This is a genomic window from Streptomyces sp. NPDC007929 (assembly GCF_042959065.1).
Lineage (GTDB): Bacteria > Actinomycetota > Actinomycetes > Streptomycetales > Streptomycetaceae > Streptomyces.
Map to the genome: position 1 here is coordinate 1,024,445 of NZ_JBIBKD010000001.1, position 19,080 is coordinate 1,043,524.

The window sequence follows — 19,080 nt, forward strand, 5'->3', positions numbered from 1 at the left end:
TTGAGGTGGGGGGTGGCAGGCCTGCCACCCGATGCCGGGGAAGGGCGTGTGGACATGGGGGACAGGGCTGTGCGGACGCGAGGCGCGGTCAGAGGCGGGTTCGTCGCCGTGCTCGTCGCGGTCGTGGAGGTGTTCGCTTCGGGGTGTGCGGGGCCCGGCGCGGTCGAGGTCGATCCGAAGGGCGTGCCCGGGACGTACCGCGACGGTGAGACGGGCGGAGAGATCCGTTTGGACGCCGGCGGACGGTTCTCCGTCACGGGCGTCGCCGAGAGCGACCTCTGGCGGCATGGAGGTACGGCTTCCGTCGACTTCGGCGGCACCTGGAGTGCCACTTCCCACTCGAACTTCGTCTACCTGGTCCCCGACGACACCAGCGGCGGCCGGGACTTGGGCGATGTCCAGCTCTACACGGCGAGCGAGAAGAAGGTGTTCCTGCACCCGGATGTGGACGGACCGGTGACCCTGGAGCTGGACAAGGTCACCAGCCCCTGACCGCTGGCCAACGGCGTGGCTTGTCGCGAGGTCAGGCGGCACTGGTCTTCTTGCGGCGGCTTCCTGCGCGGCTGAGGGCGTCGATGAGGTCTTGGCGGCTCATCTTCGACCGGCCGGGCAGGTCCTCTTCGGTGGCCCGCTGGTACAGCTCCGCCTTGCTCAGCTGTCGCAGCTCGCCCTTGCCGGTCGACCGCTCGCGGCGCGACGAGGAGGACGCTTTCCGCGCCGGGCTCGGCCGCTTCTTCTGTCCGCCGTGGGCCTGGTCGATGCTGCCCTGCAACGCCTGCATCAGGTCGACGACATGGGTGGCCGCCGGCGCCTCCTCGGCCGCGGTGACCTCCTGACCCTCGGCCTTCGCCTTCACCAGCTCGCGCACCTTCTCCTGGTAGGTGTCGTGGTAGCGCGAGGGCTCCCACGGTCCGCTGAGGGAATCGACCAGCTGGAGCGCCATGTCCAGCTCCTTGCCCTTCCCGGCGCGGCCGGAGGGCAGTTCGGGCAGCTCCTTGCCCGGGTCCCGGACCTCATCGGCCCAGTGCAGGGTCTGCAACACCAGAATCCTCTCCTCCGCGCGCAGGGCGGTCAGGTACTGCTTGCCGCGCATCACGAACGTCGCGATGCCGACCCTGTTCGACCGGGCCAGTGCCGCCCGCAGCAGCTCGTAGACCTTGGTGTACTCCTTGCCGCGCGGAGCGAGGTAGTACGTCCGGGCGAAGTAGACCGGTTCGATCTCCTCGAGGTCGACGAAGTCGGTGATGTCGATGGTCTGGGAACGACCCGGCGCGATCTCGTCCAGCTCCTCGGGCTCCACCAGAACGTACTCGCCCTCGCCCACCTCGTAGCCCTTGACGATGTCGCCGGTGCCGACCTCGTCACCGGTGCGCTCGTTCACCCGGCGGTTGCGGATCCGGTCGGAGGTGCCGCGCTGGAGCTGGTGGAAGTGGACGGTGTGGTCCTCGGTGGCGGAGTACAGCCCGACCGGCACGCTGACCAGCCCGAAGGACACCACACCGGTCCAGATCGCCCGTGCCATGACCGCCCACTCCATCCCTACCGCCGACCGGCCGGCCGGTCCCGCTCCCGACTGATGTCTCTCCCATGAGACACCGCAGGTCAGCGCCCCGCACCTTGTGATGACGAGGCACCCCGGGGGCCGGGGGATGTCTGGCTTCCGGGGCCGGGTGTACGGGAGGGGAGGCGCCACCTCCCGGCGCGACGATGTCCAAGGAGGCCCGGTCCTACTCGTCCAGCGCGTTGGACCCCATGGAGGGCAAGGCACCGCGCCGCGGTGAGGTCGACTGGGCCGAGGTACGGCGATCGGCCTTCACCGAAGCCCGCGACGCGCGGCGTCCTGCCGATACCCATCAGGCCATCAAGGCAGCGCAGGAGGAACTGGGAGACGGGCACAGCGAACGCTTCAGCCCGCAAAGGGCGCGGGAGATGTCCGGGGACGAGCAGGTCCGCGAGCCTGTGAAAGGGGGGGGCGCTGCCGGGCCGCCTGGGGTATCTGTCGCTGCCTTCAGTTTCAGTGCGTGTTTCTGATCCTCAAGCGATCCAGCGAAAGGCACCTGTACCGACTGTCGCAGAGGCCCTGACCGCGATCAGTAGCTCCGCGGGTAGGCAACCCTGCCGCCTACCCGCGCTCCGGGCGTCAGAAGTAGGTCTCTCAGGCAGCGCCGACAGGCGCCCGGCCCCTGCGGGTTTCTCCTGTGGCATGCACGTTGTCCGGGTCGCTGTGTCGGCCTGGGCCACCACATGTCACAGCCGGCGCGCGACCCTGGTCGCCTCCAGCATCGCTTCGAGGATGCCCCGCGGAGCCACGGCGTCCCCGACGAGATGGGTTTCCCACGGCCCTGGCCTCAGTTCCTCGTAGAGACCATCGCGCGGCCTGGCGCCGTCGCTGAAGACGACCAGCTCCAGTCCCTCGATGCTGCCGGCGTCCCTCGTGTAGACCTGCTCAAGATCGACAGTGAGCGAGTCGCCCGGTCGGATGGCGACGACTTCCTGATCAGTGATGATCTCCACGCCCGCACGGCAGAGATTGTCGTACACCGGTTCCCGCGTGGACTTCTCTTCCATCTCGGCGATCATGTGATACGGGGTGAGGATGCGTACGCGGTTGCCGGCGACGGCCAGTGCGTGCGCTGCCAGGCCGGCCTCGGCGTTCCCGAACAGGTCGATCACGAGGCAGGATGCGCCCCTGGCCAGCTGCGGCGGGTGGGCAAACACGTCCTCGGCGGTGGTCACTCCTGGCAGATCAGCGCCTGGAAGCTGCGGGAGGTGCGGCGTGCTGCCGGTCGCGACGACGATGGCGTCGGGATCGAACTCGGCGACCACCGTCGCGTCGGCTTCGACATCCGTGCGCACCTCGACGCCGGCCTCGCGCACCTGGCGCACTAGCCAGTCGATCGACTGGCCCCACTCGGGGCGCATCGGTGCGCGTGAGCTGATGGCCACCCGCCCGCCGAGGAACGGACGAGCCTCCAGCAAGGTCACTTGGTGGCCCCGGGAACTCGCCACCCGTGCGGCCTCCAGTCCGCCGGGCCCGCCACCGATGACGAGGACACGCCGGGGCTTCCGGGCTGGTGCGATGTCCCTGAGTTCCTTCTCGCGTCCGATGACGGGGTTGTGCGTGCAGCCGGTGTAGAGGCCCTGGGGTCCGCGGCCGACGCATCCCTGCTGCATGGCGACACATGGCTTGACGTCCTGGAGGGCATCCGCGGCGACTTTGTTCGGCAGATGCGGGTCCGCGATCAGCGCTCTGGTCATGCCCACCAGATCGCAGATGCCGTCGGCGATGAGGCTGTCGGCGAACTCAGGGTCGCTGACCCTGCCGGTGTAGAGCACCGGCAGGTCGGTTGCCTTCCTCACTTCGGCGGCGTACTGGGCGTACACGCCCTGAGGTGCGTCGAACGCAGGGATCACCCTGTGCCCGATGCTCACCGGTTCCCCTGTCGCACCCGCCACGCTGAAGTAGTCGAGGCAGCCGAGCTGGTCGAGGTAGGCGACGATTTCCTTGGCTCCCTCGATGCCTCTGCCCCCCGGAATCAGCTCATCACCGCTGATCCGCAGTCCGACGGTGAAATCGCTGCCAACGGCGTCCCGCACCGATTCGATGACCTCGACGCCGAAACGCATCCGGTTGACGAACGAGCCACCGTACTCATCGTCACGCTGGTTGATCTGCGGCGACCAGAACTGGTCGATGAGGTGCCTGGCGTAGCCGGAGATCTCCGCGCCGTCGAACCCGGCCCGTTGCAGCCGGCGGGCGGCTGCGGCGTACGCGGCCACGATTTCCCTGATCTCGTCGACCCGCAGGGCTCTCGGCACCGTACGGCTGACTTTCTCCGGAACGGGGGAGGGAGCCACCAGCGCCTGCTCCGTGACCGATCCGTTGCCACGGCGGCCGCGGTGTGTGATCTGGGCCATCACCTTCGCGCCCCAGCGGTGCATCTCCTCGGCGAACTTCTCGAAGGTCAGCAGCGAGGAGTCGTCCCAGTTCTTGACGGTGCCCCAGTCCTGGTATGGGGAGGAGGGGTGCACGGTCATGCTGCCAAAGCACTGGAGCAGGCCGGCACCGCCGCGCGCCTTCTCCTTGTAGTAGTCGATGTAGTCGTCGGTGATGTAGCCATCCCGAGGAAAGCGCGTGGTGTGCGGGGTGCTCACGATGCGATTGCGCACGGTGAGCTTCCCGAGTTGGAAGGGGCTGGTCAGATGAGTCAAGCGGGACATGTCTCCGAGCCTTTATGCGCTGTTGTTCATCGAGGGGTGTGCATCGTGGCGACACAGGCGTGCACGTCTTCAACTGCGTGCCTATGGGCGGGATGGTCGTGAATGACACGGATCAGGACGGGCGGCCCGCACTCAGGCGAGGGCCGGCGTGTCCGATCGAAGGCGGACGCTGACGGGTAACCCGGGCCCGCGGTGCACTCCGGCGACCAGTGGACGGGTCGAGAGCGTCTGGAGTGCGTGGTGCCGCATGCCCTGGAGCTCGGTGCCCCGCCCTATGAGGTGGTGCTGTTTGAGGAGAGTCACGTTCGCCCGGCGTGCCCCGCTGCACACGCCCGGATGCGGCTGGCGCCGCCGACGAAGATCGGCTGCCACCGCTGCAGGGTGAGCAGGACACCATCCGGCGGGGCCTGCCGTGACTGCCACTAGTATTCCTCCCATAAAGATTCCGTGCCGGATTGTGGCACACCGTGCTGGATTATGGAATGCAGTGCAAATGTGGCAGCTAAAGAAAGGCCGGTCAAGGTCGACGGCCACATCGACTGTCTGGGCCCGGCAGCACGACGAAGCCCATCTGGTCGTCGCTGCGCCTGACGGTCGCCAACGCCATGCCGAGTGGCGCGGCGGCGCTCGCGGGTGCTACACCTCCACCGCGCCACTTGGCGCAGAGTTGCGGCGTCTCGAGGTGATCAGCTCACCGTAGGCGGAGTCGGCCCAGACGATCGAGATCTCGGGGTGCATCAGCCGCAGGCGGAAGAGGACTTCCTTGGGGGCTGCGGCGTCGTGTAGGTCGGCGGGCGTGACCATGACCATGGAGCACTTTCTGTCCTGTGCCGTGAACGGAAAGGGCCCAGCCCGTCTGGCCCCGACATCGGTGATTCGCCCGTTCCGGATACCCGGACCGGGGCAGCGTTCTACTCTGCTGCGGTGGAGGGGGAAACGGGGCTGCGGGAGGGGAACAACGCCGCCGACGGCACACGCGTCGTACTGGCTGCCGGCGTGTCGTTGGATCCGGTGCGACATGAAGGCCCGCCGCCCCTGGACGGCGGACTCGATCCGCTCGACGAGGCACCAGAGCACTCGGCGGCCGTGGCCGAGGCCCTTGAGGCGTTCGGCTACTACCCCTGGCCGTCCGGCGGGGCCGGCGAACCCCCCGAACTGCCAGAGCGGTTGCGCGCGGCCGTCAAGTCGGGTGCGGACATCCTCGTGGTGCACATCGCAGCCCACGGTCTCCTCGCCCGTGCGGGAAGCGGCGGCCTGTACGTCGTCGGGCGGGACGGCGAAGCCGTGGACGAGGCGGTCGACCAGTGGATCTCGCTGATCGAGGACCATCCGCGCGCGGACCGCCCCCTGACCCTCTTCCTCCTCGACCTCTGCTACTCCGGCACCTCCGCCGTACTGCCGTGGCACCAACGGCTGGAGACCGGCGAGCGCCGCGCCTGGGTGATCGCGGCCAGTGGCCCCGACGAGCCGGCATTCGACTTCCGGCTCAGCCGCGCCATCGCCATGGTGCTGCGCAGGTACCAGGAGGCGACCCTGCGCGTGGACCCGTCCCAGCGGTTCATCCCGCTGCCGGCGGTGGCCCGGGAGATCAGCCGCGTCGTCGCCGAGATGAACCTGACCGACGGCATGGACCAGCGGGTGACCACCAGCCGGGTACCGTTCGCGGACCAGTTGGACCACCTGCCGTTCTTTCCCAACCCGCTGTACGGCGGCAGCGGCCCCCGCGAGCAGATGACGGGTCTGGACGAAGGGACCTTCCCCCTCCTCGACGAGGGCTTGGACGTCCGTCACTTCCTGCTCCGTGCCGCAGGCTCCGAAGCGTTGAGCCAGGTGCCGGGCCGCGGATACTTCCACGGACGCGAGGCGGAGCTGGCGGACCTGTCCACCTGGTGCAACGGCGGGGGCGGTCCACTCCGGGTGGTGACGGGCAAGCCCGGAGTGGGCAAGTCCGCACTGCTCGGCGTCCTGGTGTGCGCGGCTCACCCGGGCCTGCGCGCCCGCGCCCCCGGCTTGTGGTGGCGCTTGCGGCACACGCCCGCGGCGAACGACCGGCTCGCCGTGGTGCACGCCAGGAGACGCAGTCTGACCGAGATCGCCGAGTCACTGGCCCGCCAGATGGGAGGTGACGTCTCCCGTTCCGCCAAGGGCTGGGGCGTGGAGCAGTTGCTCGCGCTGGCGCAGGACGGCGCCGCACGCCCCTTCACCCTGGTCGTCGACGCGCTGGACGAGGCGGAGAGGCCGTCGGATGTCGTCTTCGCCCTGCTGATGCCGCTGCTCAACGCGCGTACCCCGGACGGCCGGCCTGTGGTGCGGCTGCTGGTCGGCGCCCGTCGCGAGCCGGGCTTCGCACCGCTGCTGGAAGCCGCTCGGCAGGCAGGGGGACTGATCGACCTCGATGTCGCCGATTCCGATGGCGTGCGCTCCTCCCTCCGCCACTACATCGCAGACCTGCTGGCCGTCGACACGCCCTACGCGGTGGTGGACGGAGCCGCCGTCGGCGCGGCGTTCGCCGAGAGCCTCGCCGACGAGTTGATGCCGGCCCGGCAGCCGCACGAGCAACAGCCCCTGGGATGGGGAGAGTTCCTCGTCGCAGGCATGTACGTCCGCCACATGCTGGACAGCCCGGTGGTCACCGACACCGACGACGCCCGTCGGGTGGCCCGTGAAGTGCCCCGTGACCTGCCCGGATTACTGGATCTGGAACTGCGTCGGCCCGGCAGCCATCCATGGCTCGGTCCGGTACTGACGGCGCTGGCCTGGGCACAGGGCATGGGCATGCCCGAGCGGATCGTCGCGCACGTCGCGGGCGCGTTTGCGACGGGAGTCGCCCCGGCGCCACTGGAGGACGTGCGCGAGGCGCTCGACGCGGGACGCTTCTTCCTCCGGCAGGCAGTCGAGACCGATGGCAACACCCTGTACCGGCTGTTCCACGAGGGCCTCGCCGAGCATTTGCGCGCCCGCCCCCGGCAGGGCGGACCACAACAGGCGCAGGCGGCGGCGACCAGCATCCGCCCAGCGGGCGTAGTGCTGCGCGGCCTGTTGGACTCGGTGCCGGCCAGCCCCGACGGCGGACGTGTGTGGGAAGCGGCCGACCCGTACGCGTTACGGCACGCCGCCGGCCACGCACTGGCATCCGACTCGGTCGACTCGCTCCTGAACGACATGGAGTTCCTGGTACACGGAGATCCGGCGTCCGTCGACGCCGTCCTGAGCAGTGCCCGCAGCGACGGGGCGCTCCTGGTCGCGGCGGTCTACCGGGCTTCTTACGAGGTGCACCGCCCGCTCACGGCGTACCAGCGGCGGCAGATCCTTGCCGTGGACGCGGCACGCCACGCAGAGCCGGCGATGGGCGAGCGGTTGGCCCGCCCGTCCGGTTGGGCCCCGGTGTGGGCGACAGGGCGAGGCGTCGCTCTAGCACTGCTGAACACCCTGCACGACGCGTCTGGCCGGTTGACCGGGGTGGCCTCGGCTTCGGTGAACGGGCGGCCGGCGGCTGTCACGGCGAGCTGGGACGGTACCGCGAAGGTGTGGGATCTGACGACGGGCCTTGTGGTCTCCACGCTCGCCGGTCACACCGATCGGCTGTCGGCGACCGCTGTCGCGGACGTCGCCGGACGCCCCCTCGCCGTCACGGCGAGCTGGGACGGTACCGCGAAGGTGTGGGATCTGACGACGGGCCTTGTGGTCTCCACGCTCGCTGGTCACACCGATCGGCTGTCGGCGACCGCTGTCGCCGATGTCGCCGGACGCCCCCTCGCCGTCACGGCGAGCGCCGACGGCACGGTCCGCGTGTGGGACGCCATGGGTGGGGAGCAGATCACCGTCATCGCCCACCACAGCACGAGGGTGACGGATGTCGCGCTCACGGAACTGGACAGCCGGGCGATTCTGGTGGCCGCGGACAACCACGGCACGGCCTGGGTATGGGACGCCGGCACCGGAGACCAACTCAGCGCCCTGCGCGGCCACAACGGCGCACTGAGCAGCGTCGCGGTCGACCGGCTGCGCGGTGATCCGGTCATCCTGACCACGGGATGGGACCGGACCGCGCGCATCTGGGACCTGCGTAGTGGCAGCGAGGTAGCCGTGCTGCGCGGGCACCGCAACATGGTCACCGGCGCAGCCCTCACCGACTTCGACGGCCGGGCCGTCGCGGTGACCAGTTCCTGGGACACCACGGCGCGGGTCTGGGATGTGGCGACGGGCGAGACCATCGCGACGCTCCGCGGGCACCGCGGCGCCCTGACCGGCGTCACCGTCCAGCGGGTGGGGCGCCGCTTGACGGCGGTCACCGTCGGCGGCCACTCGGACCGGACGGTGCGGATCTGGGACCTGGGCACCCGCTCCCCGGTCCGCGCCGCCACCGGCCACACCGACACGGTCACGAGCGTCGCCCTGGCCGGGGAGGAACAGCCACCGATCGTGGTCACGGCCGGCGAGGACCATACCGCCTGCGTCTGGGACGCGCGGACGAACCGTCAGGTGGCCCAGTGGAAGGGGCACACCGCCGCCGTCACCGCAGTCGCGCTCCTCCGGTCGGGAGACCGACTCTTGGCGGTGACGGGCAGCGCCGACCGGACCACCCGTCTCTGGGACACCGCGCGCGGTGCCGCCGTGGCCGTTCTCCCGGGCCGCGGCTCGGCAGTGACAGGAGTAGCGACCGGCACGCTGGACGGGCATCCGATCATCGCCGTGACAACCGGCGGTCCGCGTTCCGTGGCCGTGGTCTGGGACGTGTCGGACCTGGAGGCGGCAGAGAAGCTCTGCGAGTACACCGGCCACCACTTCGCGATCACCGCGGTCGTCCTGACCAGAATCGGCTCCCACGCGGTCGCGGTGACCAGCGACGAAGCCGGAACCTCCCATGTGTGGTACGTCGCCTCGGGCAGGCTCGTTCAGGTGCTGGCCGGGCGTAGGAGCGCGGTGGCCGCGGCCGCGGGTGCCCGGCTGGGGGACAGAGACCTGGTCGTGACGGCGTGCGGGAACCACACCGCCTACGTGTGGGACCTGTCCTCAGGGCACTGCGTGCGGACGCTCGACGGACACACCGCACCGCTGACTGATGTCACGACCGTCACGTTCGACGGCCTTCTCCTCGCGATCACCGCCGCGGAGGACCGGACCGTACGGGTCCACGACCTGGCCTCCGGCCGGCCCCTCACCACGATCTCGCTGCCGGCCGTATGTGCTTCGGTCACGGCAGCTTCCGACGGCACGGTGGTGCTCGCGCTAGGGCAGGACGTCCTCGTCATCAACCTGGAAAACTGGAGGAGCGTATGAGCCGCCGCCCTTCACTGCGGGTAGTGGGGGTGCACGGGGTCGGCTATCTGGACCGGCGCCGAGCCCGGCAGACCGTGGCCGATCAGCACGCGGCGGAGTGGGCGGAGCATCTCGCCGCCGGTGTGGGAGTTGGCGCCGACGCGTTCGACGTGGCGTTCGCCTACTACGCGCCGTTCCTGCGTCGCGCCCGGACGGTACAGAGCGGCGACGACCGGTTCGACGACCCGCTGGCCGAGGAGATGCTCAGCGAGTGGCTGGACGCCATGGGCGCGCCGGCACCGGTCGTCCAGGGAGGGCTCACGATGCCCCTGCGGCAGACCGCCGCGTGGGTGGCCCGCAAGCACAGTCTGGACGGCCGGCTCACCCGGTTGTTCATAGGCGTGTTCTTCCGGGAAGTGGCCCGATACCTGCGCGCCCCAGACGCGCCGTGGCGCGCCGAGGCCCGCGAGGAGGTCGCCACCCACATCGCGCGCCACCGCCCTGAAGTGGTCGTCGCCCATTCCCTCGGCACCCTCGTCACCTACGAGGCACTGCACGCGCATCCGGAGCTGCGGGTCCCGCTGCTGCTGACGCTGGGCTCCCCGCTCGCACTGCCCAACGCGGTCTTCGAACGGCTCCTTCCACCGCCGGTCAGCGCCCGCGGCAGCCGTCCGGCCGGCGTCCACCGCTGGGTCAACATTGCCGATCCGGGGGACCCGGTCGCCATCCCGCCGCGCCTGGCCCGCTCCTTCGACGGCGTCGACCTGGACCTGACCACGACCGTGCACGGGGGTTTCGGCTTTCACCACGCGAAGAACTACCTGCGATGCGCACCCACCGCCGCGACACTGGGCCCCCTGGTGGGCCGCTAGGGCAGTGAGACGGCCCGCAACGGGCGTCGACGCACGTGGGCAGAGGGGAGATCTCTTCCTCCCGGCACACCGCGCGCATCGGGCACCGCTTCACTGCACACCGGGGGTCAGCTCAATGCGCACACCCTCGCTCTCCCTGAGGATGAAGACGTTGTCGGTCCGCGCCCGCCAGCCGATGGGTACGGCGTAATAGCGTCCGCCACGCTCCACAATGAGCCGCAGGCCCTCGTAGCGGTGGCGCAATCGGACGCCCGCACCGAGATCCCGATGGCGCAGGCCGGGCGCCCACGAGGAGAGGCTGAGTGACTGGGCGCTGTGGACCACCAGACCGGTGCGCAAAGTCGCGTTGCGCGCGTCGTTCCTGGCGTTGCGTTCGCCGAGTTGGCCGGAGACAAGGGTGACTGCCCAGAGCAGGAACAGTCCGGCGGCCAGAACCAGTAAAGCCGTCTCCCACGGGCTCGTCGGGCGGCTGAGGCCGGCCTGCCGTACCACTGCGAGCATCAAGCCGACACCGACGAGGAGGGGGCCCAGCCAGCGGTACGGCAGCAGCGCCTGCCACTGCCACCACAGCACGAGCAGAAGCAAGCCCGCGGCCACGACAATCAGATAGTGGCGGGCCAGAGCCGACGCCGCCCGTCCGGCGCTGCGCATGAGGACACTGTGGAATCCCTGGTGCGGCTGATGCCCGGCGATGGCCACGACGAAGCAGAGCGCGGCGGTGCCCACAAGGACCGGAAACGTCACCAAGTGCAGGCTGTGCAGTACGAATTCACCGAAGCCGAATCCGAGCGCAAACGGGGAGAGATGGAAGTAGCCGTAGTACGCGCCGGTGTAGATCACCCCTACGTAGAACATCAGCGCGGCGATGAACGACGCTTGCGCGACCACGATGTTGATCAGTGCCGTCGGGGGTGTACGGGCTGGCGGGTCTGTGCGTTCGAGCCCCGTCGAGGAACGGGGCCCTGGTTCGTTCACGTACCGTCCGGTGCCGGCGGGCACGCCGGATCACCGGGGCAGGCCGGAGGCTGAGTGGCTGACGGCGTGATGCCCTCGCCTCCATCATCCGAGGGGCCCGTGTTCGATGGCACGGGGTCGGGCGGAGAGATCGACTCGCCGCTGTAGGAAGAGGAATTGCCGGAAGGCGACGGCGACGGAGAGGGTGACGCCGACGTCGGTGACGGGGACGTAGGGGTGGGGCTTGACCGCGAGGGAGTGGGGCTGTCCTCGGTGTCTTCCGCCCCTCCTCCCGAGCCGCACGCTGCGACGAGCCCGAGGACCGCCGAGACCACACTCACGCGGGCCATCAAGCCAGGGCTGTACCTCATGCCGTCTCCCCGCAGTGCTTCACCGTGCTCAGCCGACGCAGTCAGCAGGGGAACATAGTCCTGACCTTGTCCCTCGCAGGGGAGCCCGACGCAGTCAAGTGGTCTGCACCACCCGATCGGAGCAGCATCGATCCATGACTGCCCGCTTCGGATGTGTGCCGGTCAGACCCCGCTGCCCGGGGCTCGTCCGGAGCCGGGCCCTACGCGAGGGTGGGTGCGTCTTCGTGCTGTCACATGGAGTCAGCGCCCCGCGCCCTGACCGCCGGCGCGAGGGCCAGTTGCGCCAGTGCGGCGACGCAGCACAGGGCGGCGCAGGAAGACCACAGGACGCCGGCGCCGGCGGAGAGGAGACGGGTGCCGGCCAGCGGAGCGATGAGGAACCCGGTGCCCCAGGCCATTCCGAGCAAGCCGTTGTACCGGCCGCGCAGGGACGGTGGGGCGAGGTCCGCGACGATCGCGGCGGTGACGGCGAAGACCAGCACCTCCCCGAGACTCCACACCGCGACGGCCAGCCCGTAGGAGGTTCCGGCCGAAGCGGCGGTGAGGAGGACGCTGCCGGCGGCGGCGAGCAGGAAACCGGTGGCCAGTACCCGGCTCTTGTCGAACGGGCCGAGCCGGTGACCGATCAGCGGCTGAACGAGGATGACGACAACGCCGTTGACCGCCATGACCTGGCCGTAGACGTCGCCGGACAGTCCGTTGCGGGCCATGGCGATCGGCAGGGTGGCGAAGGCCTGCTGGAAGACGACGGCGTACAGGACGACGACCCCGGCGAAGGCGACCATGACACGGTCGGTGAGAACGGTGCGGTAGCTCCCCGAGTCATGGCCGGTGGCCGGCGGCCTCGTCTCCGGCACCGCGAACCACACCAGCAGTCCGAAGACGGCGCACGCCGCGGCATCCACCCAGAAGAGCAGATGGAAGCCGCGGGTTGCGAGATGGCCGCCGAGGATCATGGCCGCGGAGAAGCCGAGGTTGACCGACCACAGCAGCAGGCCGAAGGCCCGTGTACGGTCTGCGGCGGGTACGGCGTCCGCGACGAGCGCCTGGGCGGCGGGCCGGAAGAGGTCGAGGGTGACGCCCAGGGCGAAGCCGGCCGCGGTGAGGGCGGGCAGGCTCTGCACATGGCCCACAGCCAGCAGCGAAGCCGCGTTGGCGAGCATGCCCCCGGTCAGGGCGGCGCGGCGGCCGAAGCGGTCGGTGAGGAAGCCGCCGAGGGGCTGGGAGAGGACCGACCCGGTGCCGACGACCGTGAGGATCAGGCCGACGGTGTGCAGGGGGACGTCTCTCACCTGGGTGAGGTAGAGACTGAGGAACGGGTTGACCATGGCGCCGAGACGGTTGACGAGGCTGCCGGCCCACAGGACCCAGAAGGCGCCCGGAAGTCCGCCGACGCGGACCCGGACCAGGGTCCGCAGACGGCCGGTGGCGGCCGGGGTGGTCGGGGCGGGCGGCGGGGTGCGGGTCAATGCGTTCCTCCCTGTGTGGAGCCGGTGGGCGCGGACCGTACGGTCGTCCCGGTGCGGCGCGGTCGAGCGGCGCGGTGAGTCAGTCGCGGGTGGTGGCCTCTTCCGCCAACGCCGCCCGGTCGACCTTGCCGTTGCTCGTGACGGGCAAGGCGTCCAGGAGACGCACCTCCGCCGGGACCATGTACGCGGGAAGCGAGCGCGCGCAGAAGTCGCGCAGGACGGCGGCGATGTCCTGGTCCGCCCGGACGCTGTCACCCTCACCGGATCCACCGGATCCACCCCATCCACCGGATCCACCGGATCCACCGGATCCATCGGATCCATCGGATCCATCGGATCCATCGGATCCATCGGATCCATCGGATCCATCGGATCCATCGGATCCATCGGATCCATCGGATCCACCGGACGCCCCGGTGTCCTCGACGGCCCGCGCGGGGACGACGAACGCGGCGAGGCAGCCGCCTCCCTCGGGCAGGGACAGTCGCAGCGCGGCAGCCGCAGTGGCCATCGGGTGTTGCAGCAGACGGCGTTCGACCTCACCGAGTTCGACGCGGTTTCCGTTGATCTGGACCTGGGAATCGGTACGCCCCAGGAAGTAGTACTCGCCGCCCTCCCCACGCACTGCCAAGTCACCGGTGCGCAGGACGAGTTGCCCCGACTCGGGGCAGAGCGGGTCGGGGACGAGGGCGGCCCGGGTCGCCGCGGGATCGCCCCAGTAGCCGGAGAAGAGGGCGGGGCTGCGCAGGTGTAGTTCCCCGGGAACTCCGGGCTCGTCCACGACGGTGCCCGCGGCGTCGACGAGGATCATCTCGGCACCGGGATGCGCCGTGCCGATGGACAGGCGCTCCAGGCCGCCCGGAAGGGGTTCGGGCACGTCCTCGAAGGAGGCGGCCATCGACTCGGTGGCGCCGTAGCAGTTGACGATGCGCATGCCGGGGCGCAGTCGCTGGAGCCGGCGCAGTTCCGGCAGGGGGAACTCCTCTCCGCAGAACAGGACACCGCGCAGGGTGGTGAGCGCGGCCAGGCGGTCCGGTTCGTGGCGCAGGACCTGACGCCAGACGGAGGGCACGCCGTTGACGTGCGTGGCCCCGGTGTCGCGCAGGGCTCGCAGGAAGAGCCGTGGCCAGCGCACGACCCGCTGGGGCACGGGCACGACGGCGGCGCCGCCGCCCAGCGCCAGTCCGATGTTCAGCAGGGAGAAGTCGAACTGCAGGGGCGAGGTGCTGGCGATCCGATCGCCGGGGGCGGACAGGCGGTGCGCCAGCATGCCGCGGTAGAACGCGGTGACGGCGCGGTGGCTCATGACGACGCCCTTGGGGCGGCCGGTCGTGCCGGAGGTGAACACGATGTACGCCGGGTCGGTGACGCAGGGCATGTGGCGTCGCCGGGCGGGTGCGCTCGGGGCGCGTTCGACGACCAGTTCCCCTCCGCCGAAGCGTGCCGTGCCGAGGCCGGTGGGCAGGCCGTCGCGCTGGCCTGCCTTCGTCTGGAGGTGCAAGGCCGGGCGGGCGGTGTCGATGAGGGTTCGCAGCCGGTCCCTGGGCGTTTCGGGGCTGACCGGCACGAAGGTGAGTCCGGCGCGGGAACAGGCGAGGAGTACGGCGATCGACTCGGAGCCTGCCTCGGCCTCCAGCAGCACACGAGTGCCGGGCTCAAGGCCAAGGGTGCGCAGGGCCGCGTCGTAGGCGTGCACCGCGCGGACCAGTTCGGCGTACGTGGTGACGGTGGCGTCGCCGTGCTCGGCGGGCTCGATGACGGCCGGGTGGCCCGGGTCGTGGCGGGCCGGGTCGAGCAGCAGGTCGTGGAGGAACTCACCGGTTGTCGCGGCGCTGACGGCCGGCGGTCGGCTCACTGACAGATTCCTTTCCGTGCCGGGGCGCTGGGCTCCGAGGGCAGAGGACACCTCGTTCGCGGGAAGGATGAAAGTCCGCGATGCGGAAACATAATTCCGAAGAGGCCTCACTGTGGCACATTCGCCCGTGCGACGCCACTCCCTCACGCGTTGCTCCGCCGGGGATTCATCGACCTCAACGGCTCGATGCGGAGCTCCCGTTGATGCGCGAGCAGCGAAAGCCCCTGGACAGACTTCAACAGATTGTGGCAGCTTGTGGCCGACACGAATGGAAAATTATTTCCGCATTACGGAATGAGGAGTGCTCTACGTGCAGCCGACCGACGCCGGACCACTCTCCCTGGGACAGCTCTCGGTCTGGCACGACATCCGAGACCTCCCACCGTCCCGCCGCCACGAGCCCAACAACGTGGCCGAGTGGGACCTGCCACCCGGTACGGCCCCCGACGCGGTACGGGCCGCACTGGCCGCCCTCGTCCGCCGCCACCCCTCCCTGCGCACCCGCTACGACCTGCGGGACCCCGACGCACCCCGGCAGTGGGTGTCCGACGGGACGGCTCCGCTCGTGCTCCCCGTCGGCCCGGCCGACGGCGCTGCCCCGGCACCGGCCGCGGAACCCTTCGACCTCGGCCGGCAGCACGGCTGGCGGGCCCGGCTCCTCACCGGTCGACCGGGGCCGCCACGCCTCGTCTTCGTCAAGCACCACATCCTGGCGGACGCCTGGGCGCAGGAGGTGCTGCACCGCGAACTCCTGCGGGAACTCGCGGCACCGGGAAGCCTCCGCACACCGGCACCAGGGCCCGCGGATCTGGCCGCGGAACAGCACGGACCGATTGGACTGCGCCGGCAGCGAGCCGCCGTGGAGCACTGGGCGCGCCTGCTCGACCGCGCTCCGGCAGCCCGCCTGCCGGACACCGGCGACACGGCGGGCGAGGTGGTGCAGGGCACCTTGCGCTCGGCACCCGCGCTGACCGCGGCCCGGGCCCTGGCCGCCCGGGCCGGCGTGTCCCTCGCCAGTGCCGTCATGGCCGCCTACGTCCGCGCCGTGGCACACCGCTGCGACAGCGACGCGTTCCTGGTGCACCTGATGAGCGCCAACCGGTTCTCCGGACGCTGGAAGGACACGGTCACCTCGATGAACCAGTGGGTTCCCGCCCTGGTGGAGGGGGCCGGCGCCGACCTCCCCACTCTGGCCCGCACCGTCCACTGGAACAGCCTGCGCGCCGTGCGGCACGGCATGCACGACGTGACCGCGGTCGCCGCCCTGCGCCTGCGCACGCCGCATGCTCCCGAACCCGCCTGTGCCTTCAACCATGTCGCCGTGCCCCCCGAGGACGGGCCCGGTACGACAGGGGCGGACACCCAGGACCGGACGGAACCGGCCGTCTCCTTCGAGACGCCGTTCACCACCATCGGCCCACGCTGCTACGCCCGTTCCCAGGAGGACGGGCACAGCCTGACGGTACGGCTCGTGGCCCGTGACATGGGCCGCGAGCAGTGCGCCGCCCTGCTGGGGGAGCTGCACGACACGCTGCTCAGCGTCGCCTGACCCCCGCCGACTTCTGCCCCCCGCTCCGCGCCCTTGCCCGTGCTCCCTGGAGGTTTCGTGCCCGGCTCCGCCCGCGAACCCGGCCATGTCGTCGTCCTGCACCGGTGGACCGACCGCTACGCCGCATACGCCCGCTACCTCGACCACGCCCTCCACCGCGTCAGCTACGTCACCACCGAACAGGCCCTGCGCCACCTGCCCGTGACCCGAGCCGCCGGTGTGGAAGTCGTGGACAGCACCGAGAACGCCAAGGCGGTACGCGAGGCGATGGACCGGCTGGCCGAGCGGTCCGGGCCACCGACGCGGATCGTCGCACTGCAGGAGACGGACCTGGACCTGGCCGCCGTCCTGCGCGACGAGTTGTCCCTGCCCGGACCGGGCAGCGAAGAACTGCGGCCGGTGCGGGACAAACTGGCGATGGCCGAGCGGCTGGCCGCCGCCGGGATCCCCGTCCCGCCGACCGCCGCCGCCCCGGACCACGCCGCCGTCGCCCGGTTCGCCGCCGAGCACGGCTGGCCGGTGCTGGTCAAACCACGGCAGGGCACCGCCAGCGTGGGCGTCACCTGTCTCGACTCGCCGCAGGCACTGGCCGACCACACCTTCCCGTCCACGGCCGACATGATCGTCCAGCCCTGGGTGCCGCACCGGGTCCTGCACGTCGACGGCGTGTTCACCGGGCGGCGGCTCGGTGTCTGGCGGGCCTCGCGCTATCTGAACACCTGCCTGGAATTCACCGGCGGCCAGGTCCTCGGCTCGGTGGAGATCGACGACCCCGCCACGCTGTCCCGCGTCCACGAACTGGCCTCCGCCGCCACCAGCGCCCTGCTGCCGTCTCGCTCCGTGTTCCACCTGGAGCTGTTCGAGAGCGAGACCGGAGCCCTGACCGTCCTCGAACTCGGGGCCCGGCCCGGCGGGGCCGAAGTGCCCTTCATATGGCGGGAGGTGCACGGCATCGACCTGATGGCCGCCGCGTTCGCCCACCAGACCGGCGCCCCCGACCCCACCCCGGCCGCACCACCGCGGGCGGGCCGGGTCGGCGGCTGGCTGCTGGTGCCGCCCTCGACGCCGACACCCTGCCGGGTGCGAGCGGTCCGGCTCCCGGCCGACCAACAGGCGTACACCCAGGACGTTCCGCCCCCGGGCCGGCTGCTGACGGGCGGCGGCTACGAACACGCCGGCGCGCGCTTCCGGTTCGCCGGCACCAGTACCCGCGAGGTCGAAGAGGCCGTGCTCCGCACCGCCCGCGACACATCCGTGCCCGCCACACCGGTCGACGCCGACGCCCCGGCCCGGATCGTCCTGGTGGGCTGCGGGAACCCGCCCTACCGCAGGTACGCCCTCGAGGCGCTGGCCGAGCGCGTCGAGACCGCACTGGTGCAACCCGCCCCGCCGCAGTGGCAACGGCCCTACATCGGCGACCGCTTCCGGTGCGCCGACACCTCCGACCCCGGCGCCGTCACCGCCGCGGTCGCCGACCTGCTCGCCGGAACCGACGGGCCGGCAGCGGTACTCACCTGGGACGAGACGCTCCTGGCGGCCACCGCCGAGGTCGCACGGCGTCTCCGGCTGCCGCACCTGAGTCCCGAGGCGGTACACCACTGCCGCGACAAACTCGCCACCCGCCAGGCCCTGGCCGCGGCAGGCGTGCCCTCCGCCGGCTTCCACCACGTCCACGACCGCGACGAGGCGCTCAGGGCCGCCCAGAAGCTGGGCCTGCCCGTCGTCGTCAAACCCCGCGGCCTCGCCGGGTCCATCGGCGTCACCCTCGCCACCGGCCCGCACGAGGTGGTCCACGCCTTCGAACGAGCCACCACCTCCGCCTTCCCCGGTATCGAAAGGCTCGACGGCGCCATCGTCGAGGAGTACCTGACCGGCCCCGAGATCAGCGTGGACTGCGCCGTCGACCACGGCGTCGTACACGTCGTCAACGTGGCCCGCAAACGCCTGGGGTTCGCACCCCACTTCGAGGAGACCGGGCATCTCGTCGCTCCCTGGCGGGACGAGCCCTGGGCCTTCGACGTGGAGCGGGTGGTCACCGCCGCGCACACCGCGCTCGGTCTGCGCACCGGCATCACCCACAGCGAGGTGCGTCTGACCCCGTCCGGGCCGCGCGTGGTCGAGGTCAACGGACGGCTCGGCGGCGACTTCATACCGCTCCTCGGCCGCCTCGCCACCGGCGTGGACCAGGTGGCGGCCGCCGCCGATCTCGCCCTGGGCCGGACCCCCTCACCGCACCCGCGATACGAGCGGTGCGCCGAGGTCCGTTTCCTCTACCCGGGCCACGACGCCGTCGTGCGCGAGTTGGACGTCACGGCCGCCGCCGCCGTCCCCGGCATCGCCGAAGCCGTCGAACTCGCCCCGCCCGGAACCGAACTGCGACTGCCGCCCCACGGCATCGTGCCCCGCCTCGCCGCCCTCGTCGCCGTCGGTGACACCCCCGGGCACTGCGCCGCGACCCTGGACCGCGCCGAGCGGACCGTGCGGTACGCACTCGCACCGCTCTCCGTCTGACCACCCACCACGAAGGAGC

10 protein-coding genes and 1 pseudogene are annotated in these 19,080 nt (G+C 70.9%); 5 read left to right on the forward strand and 6 right to left on the reverse strand.

Annotation, left to right across the window (positions count from 1 at the left end):
* Nucleotides 1–54 precede the first annotated feature (54 nt).
* Nucleotides 55–492, forward strand: a complete 438-nt coding sequence (locus ACFZDE_RS04660) for a hypothetical protein (RefSeq protein ID WP_391197326.1) — start codon at nucleotides 55–57, stop codon at nucleotides 490–492.
* A gap of 31 nt (nucleotides 493–523) precedes the next feature.
* Here the strand turns inward: ACFZDE_RS04660 and ACFZDE_RS04665 are convergent, their stop codons facing one another.
* From ACFZDE_RS04665 to ACFZDE_RS04675, 3 genes and pseudogenes are all read right to left on the reverse strand, one after another.
* Nucleotides 524–1,522, reverse strand: a complete 999-nt coding sequence (locus ACFZDE_RS04665; protein WP_391197327.1) for a Ku protein — start codon at nucleotides 1,520–1,522, stop codon at nucleotides 524–526.
* Between the two features lie 725 nt (nucleotides 1,523–2,247).
* Nucleotides 2,248–4,221, reverse strand: coding sequence for an FAD-dependent oxidoreductase (locus ACFZDE_RS04670; protein ID WP_391197330.1), 1,974 nt, complete (start codon nucleotides 4,219–4,221; stop codon nucleotides 2,248–2,250).
* Nucleotides 4,222–4,887: 666 nt separating this feature from the next.
* Nucleotides 4,888–5,031, reverse strand: a pseudogene (locus ACFZDE_RS04675) (IS5/IS1182 family transposase); the annotation flags it as partial.
* A gap of 114 nt (nucleotides 5,032–5,145) precedes the next feature.
* Here ACFZDE_RS04675 and ACFZDE_RS04680 point away from each other — a divergent pair.
* Together ACFZDE_RS04680 and ACFZDE_RS04685 are read left to right on the forward strand one after the other, a co-directional pair.
* Nucleotides 5,146–9,501 carry a hypothetical protein gene (locus ACFZDE_RS04680; protein ID WP_391197332.1) on the forward strand — a complete coding sequence of 1,452 codons (4,356 nt, stop codon included), beginning with the start codon at nucleotides 5,146–5,148 and terminating at the stop codon, nucleotides 9,499–9,501.
* Complete coding sequence (locus ACFZDE_RS04685) at nucleotides 9,498–10,352, forward strand: serine peptidase (RefSeq protein WP_391197335.1); 855 nt, start codon at nucleotides 9,498–9,500, stop codon at nucleotides 10,350–10,352. Before ACFZDE_RS04680 ends, ACFZDE_RS04685 begins: the two co-directional genes overlap by 4 nt.
* 90 nt (nucleotides 10,353–10,442) lie before the next feature.
* Here ACFZDE_RS04685 and ACFZDE_RS04690 read toward each other — a convergent pair whose 3' ends face one another.
* The 3 genes from ACFZDE_RS04690 to ACFZDE_RS04700 form a co-directional block, all read right to left on the reverse strand.
* On the reverse strand, nucleotides 10,443–11,240 hold the full coding sequence (locus tag ACFZDE_RS04690; protein ID WP_390989844.1) for a hypothetical protein: 798 nt from the start codon (nucleotides 11,238–11,240) through the stop codon (nucleotides 10,443–10,445).
* Nucleotides 11,241–11,907: 667 nt separating this feature from the next.
* A complete protein-coding gene (locus ACFZDE_RS04695; RefSeq protein WP_391197337.1) occupies nucleotides 11,908–13,146 on the reverse strand; it encodes an MFS transporter in 1,239 nt (412 codons plus the stop codon).
* A 79-nt stretch (nucleotides 13,147–13,225) separates the two neighbouring features.
* Nucleotides 13,226–15,001: an AMP-binding protein gene (locus tag ACFZDE_RS04700; protein ID WP_391197338.1), complete on the reverse strand. Its 1,776-nt coding sequence runs from the start codon at nucleotides 14,999–15,001 to the stop codon at nucleotides 13,226–13,228.
* A 310-nt stretch (nucleotides 15,002–15,311) separates the two neighbouring features.
* Between ACFZDE_RS04700 and ACFZDE_RS04705 the strand changes: the two genes are divergently transcribed.
* Together ACFZDE_RS04705 and ACFZDE_RS04710 are read left to right on the forward strand one after the other, a co-directional pair.
* Nucleotides 15,312–16,550, forward strand: coding sequence for a condensation domain-containing protein (locus tag ACFZDE_RS04705; RefSeq protein ID WP_391197341.1), 1,239 nt, complete (start codon nucleotides 15,312–15,314; stop codon nucleotides 16,548–16,550).
* A 57-nt stretch (nucleotides 16,551–16,607) separates the two neighbouring features.
* Nucleotides 16,608–19,061, forward strand: a complete 2,454-nt coding sequence (locus tag ACFZDE_RS04710; RefSeq protein ID WP_391197344.1) for an ATP-grasp domain-containing protein — start codon at nucleotides 16,608–16,610, stop codon at nucleotides 19,059–19,061.
* The last annotated feature ends 19 nt before the right edge of the window (nucleotides 19,062–19,080 follow it).

Coding starts and splice junctions, on each gene's coding strand:
- ACFZDE_RS04665 (WP_391197327.1), bottom strand. CDS start 1,522: ATGGCACGGGCGATCTGGACCGGTGTGGTGTCCTTCGGGCTGGTCAGC.
- ACFZDE_RS04670 (WP_391197330.1), bottom strand. CDS start 4,221: ATGTCCCGCTTGACTCATCTGACCAGCCCCTTCCAACTCGGGAAGCTC.
- ACFZDE_RS04685 (WP_391197335.1), top strand. CDS start 9,498: ATGAGCCGCCGCCCTTCACTGCGGGTAGTGGGGGTGCACGGGGTCGGC.
- ACFZDE_RS04660 (WP_391197326.1), top strand. CDS start 55: ATGGGGGACAGGGCTGTGCGGACGCGAGGCGCGGTCAGAGGCGGGTTC.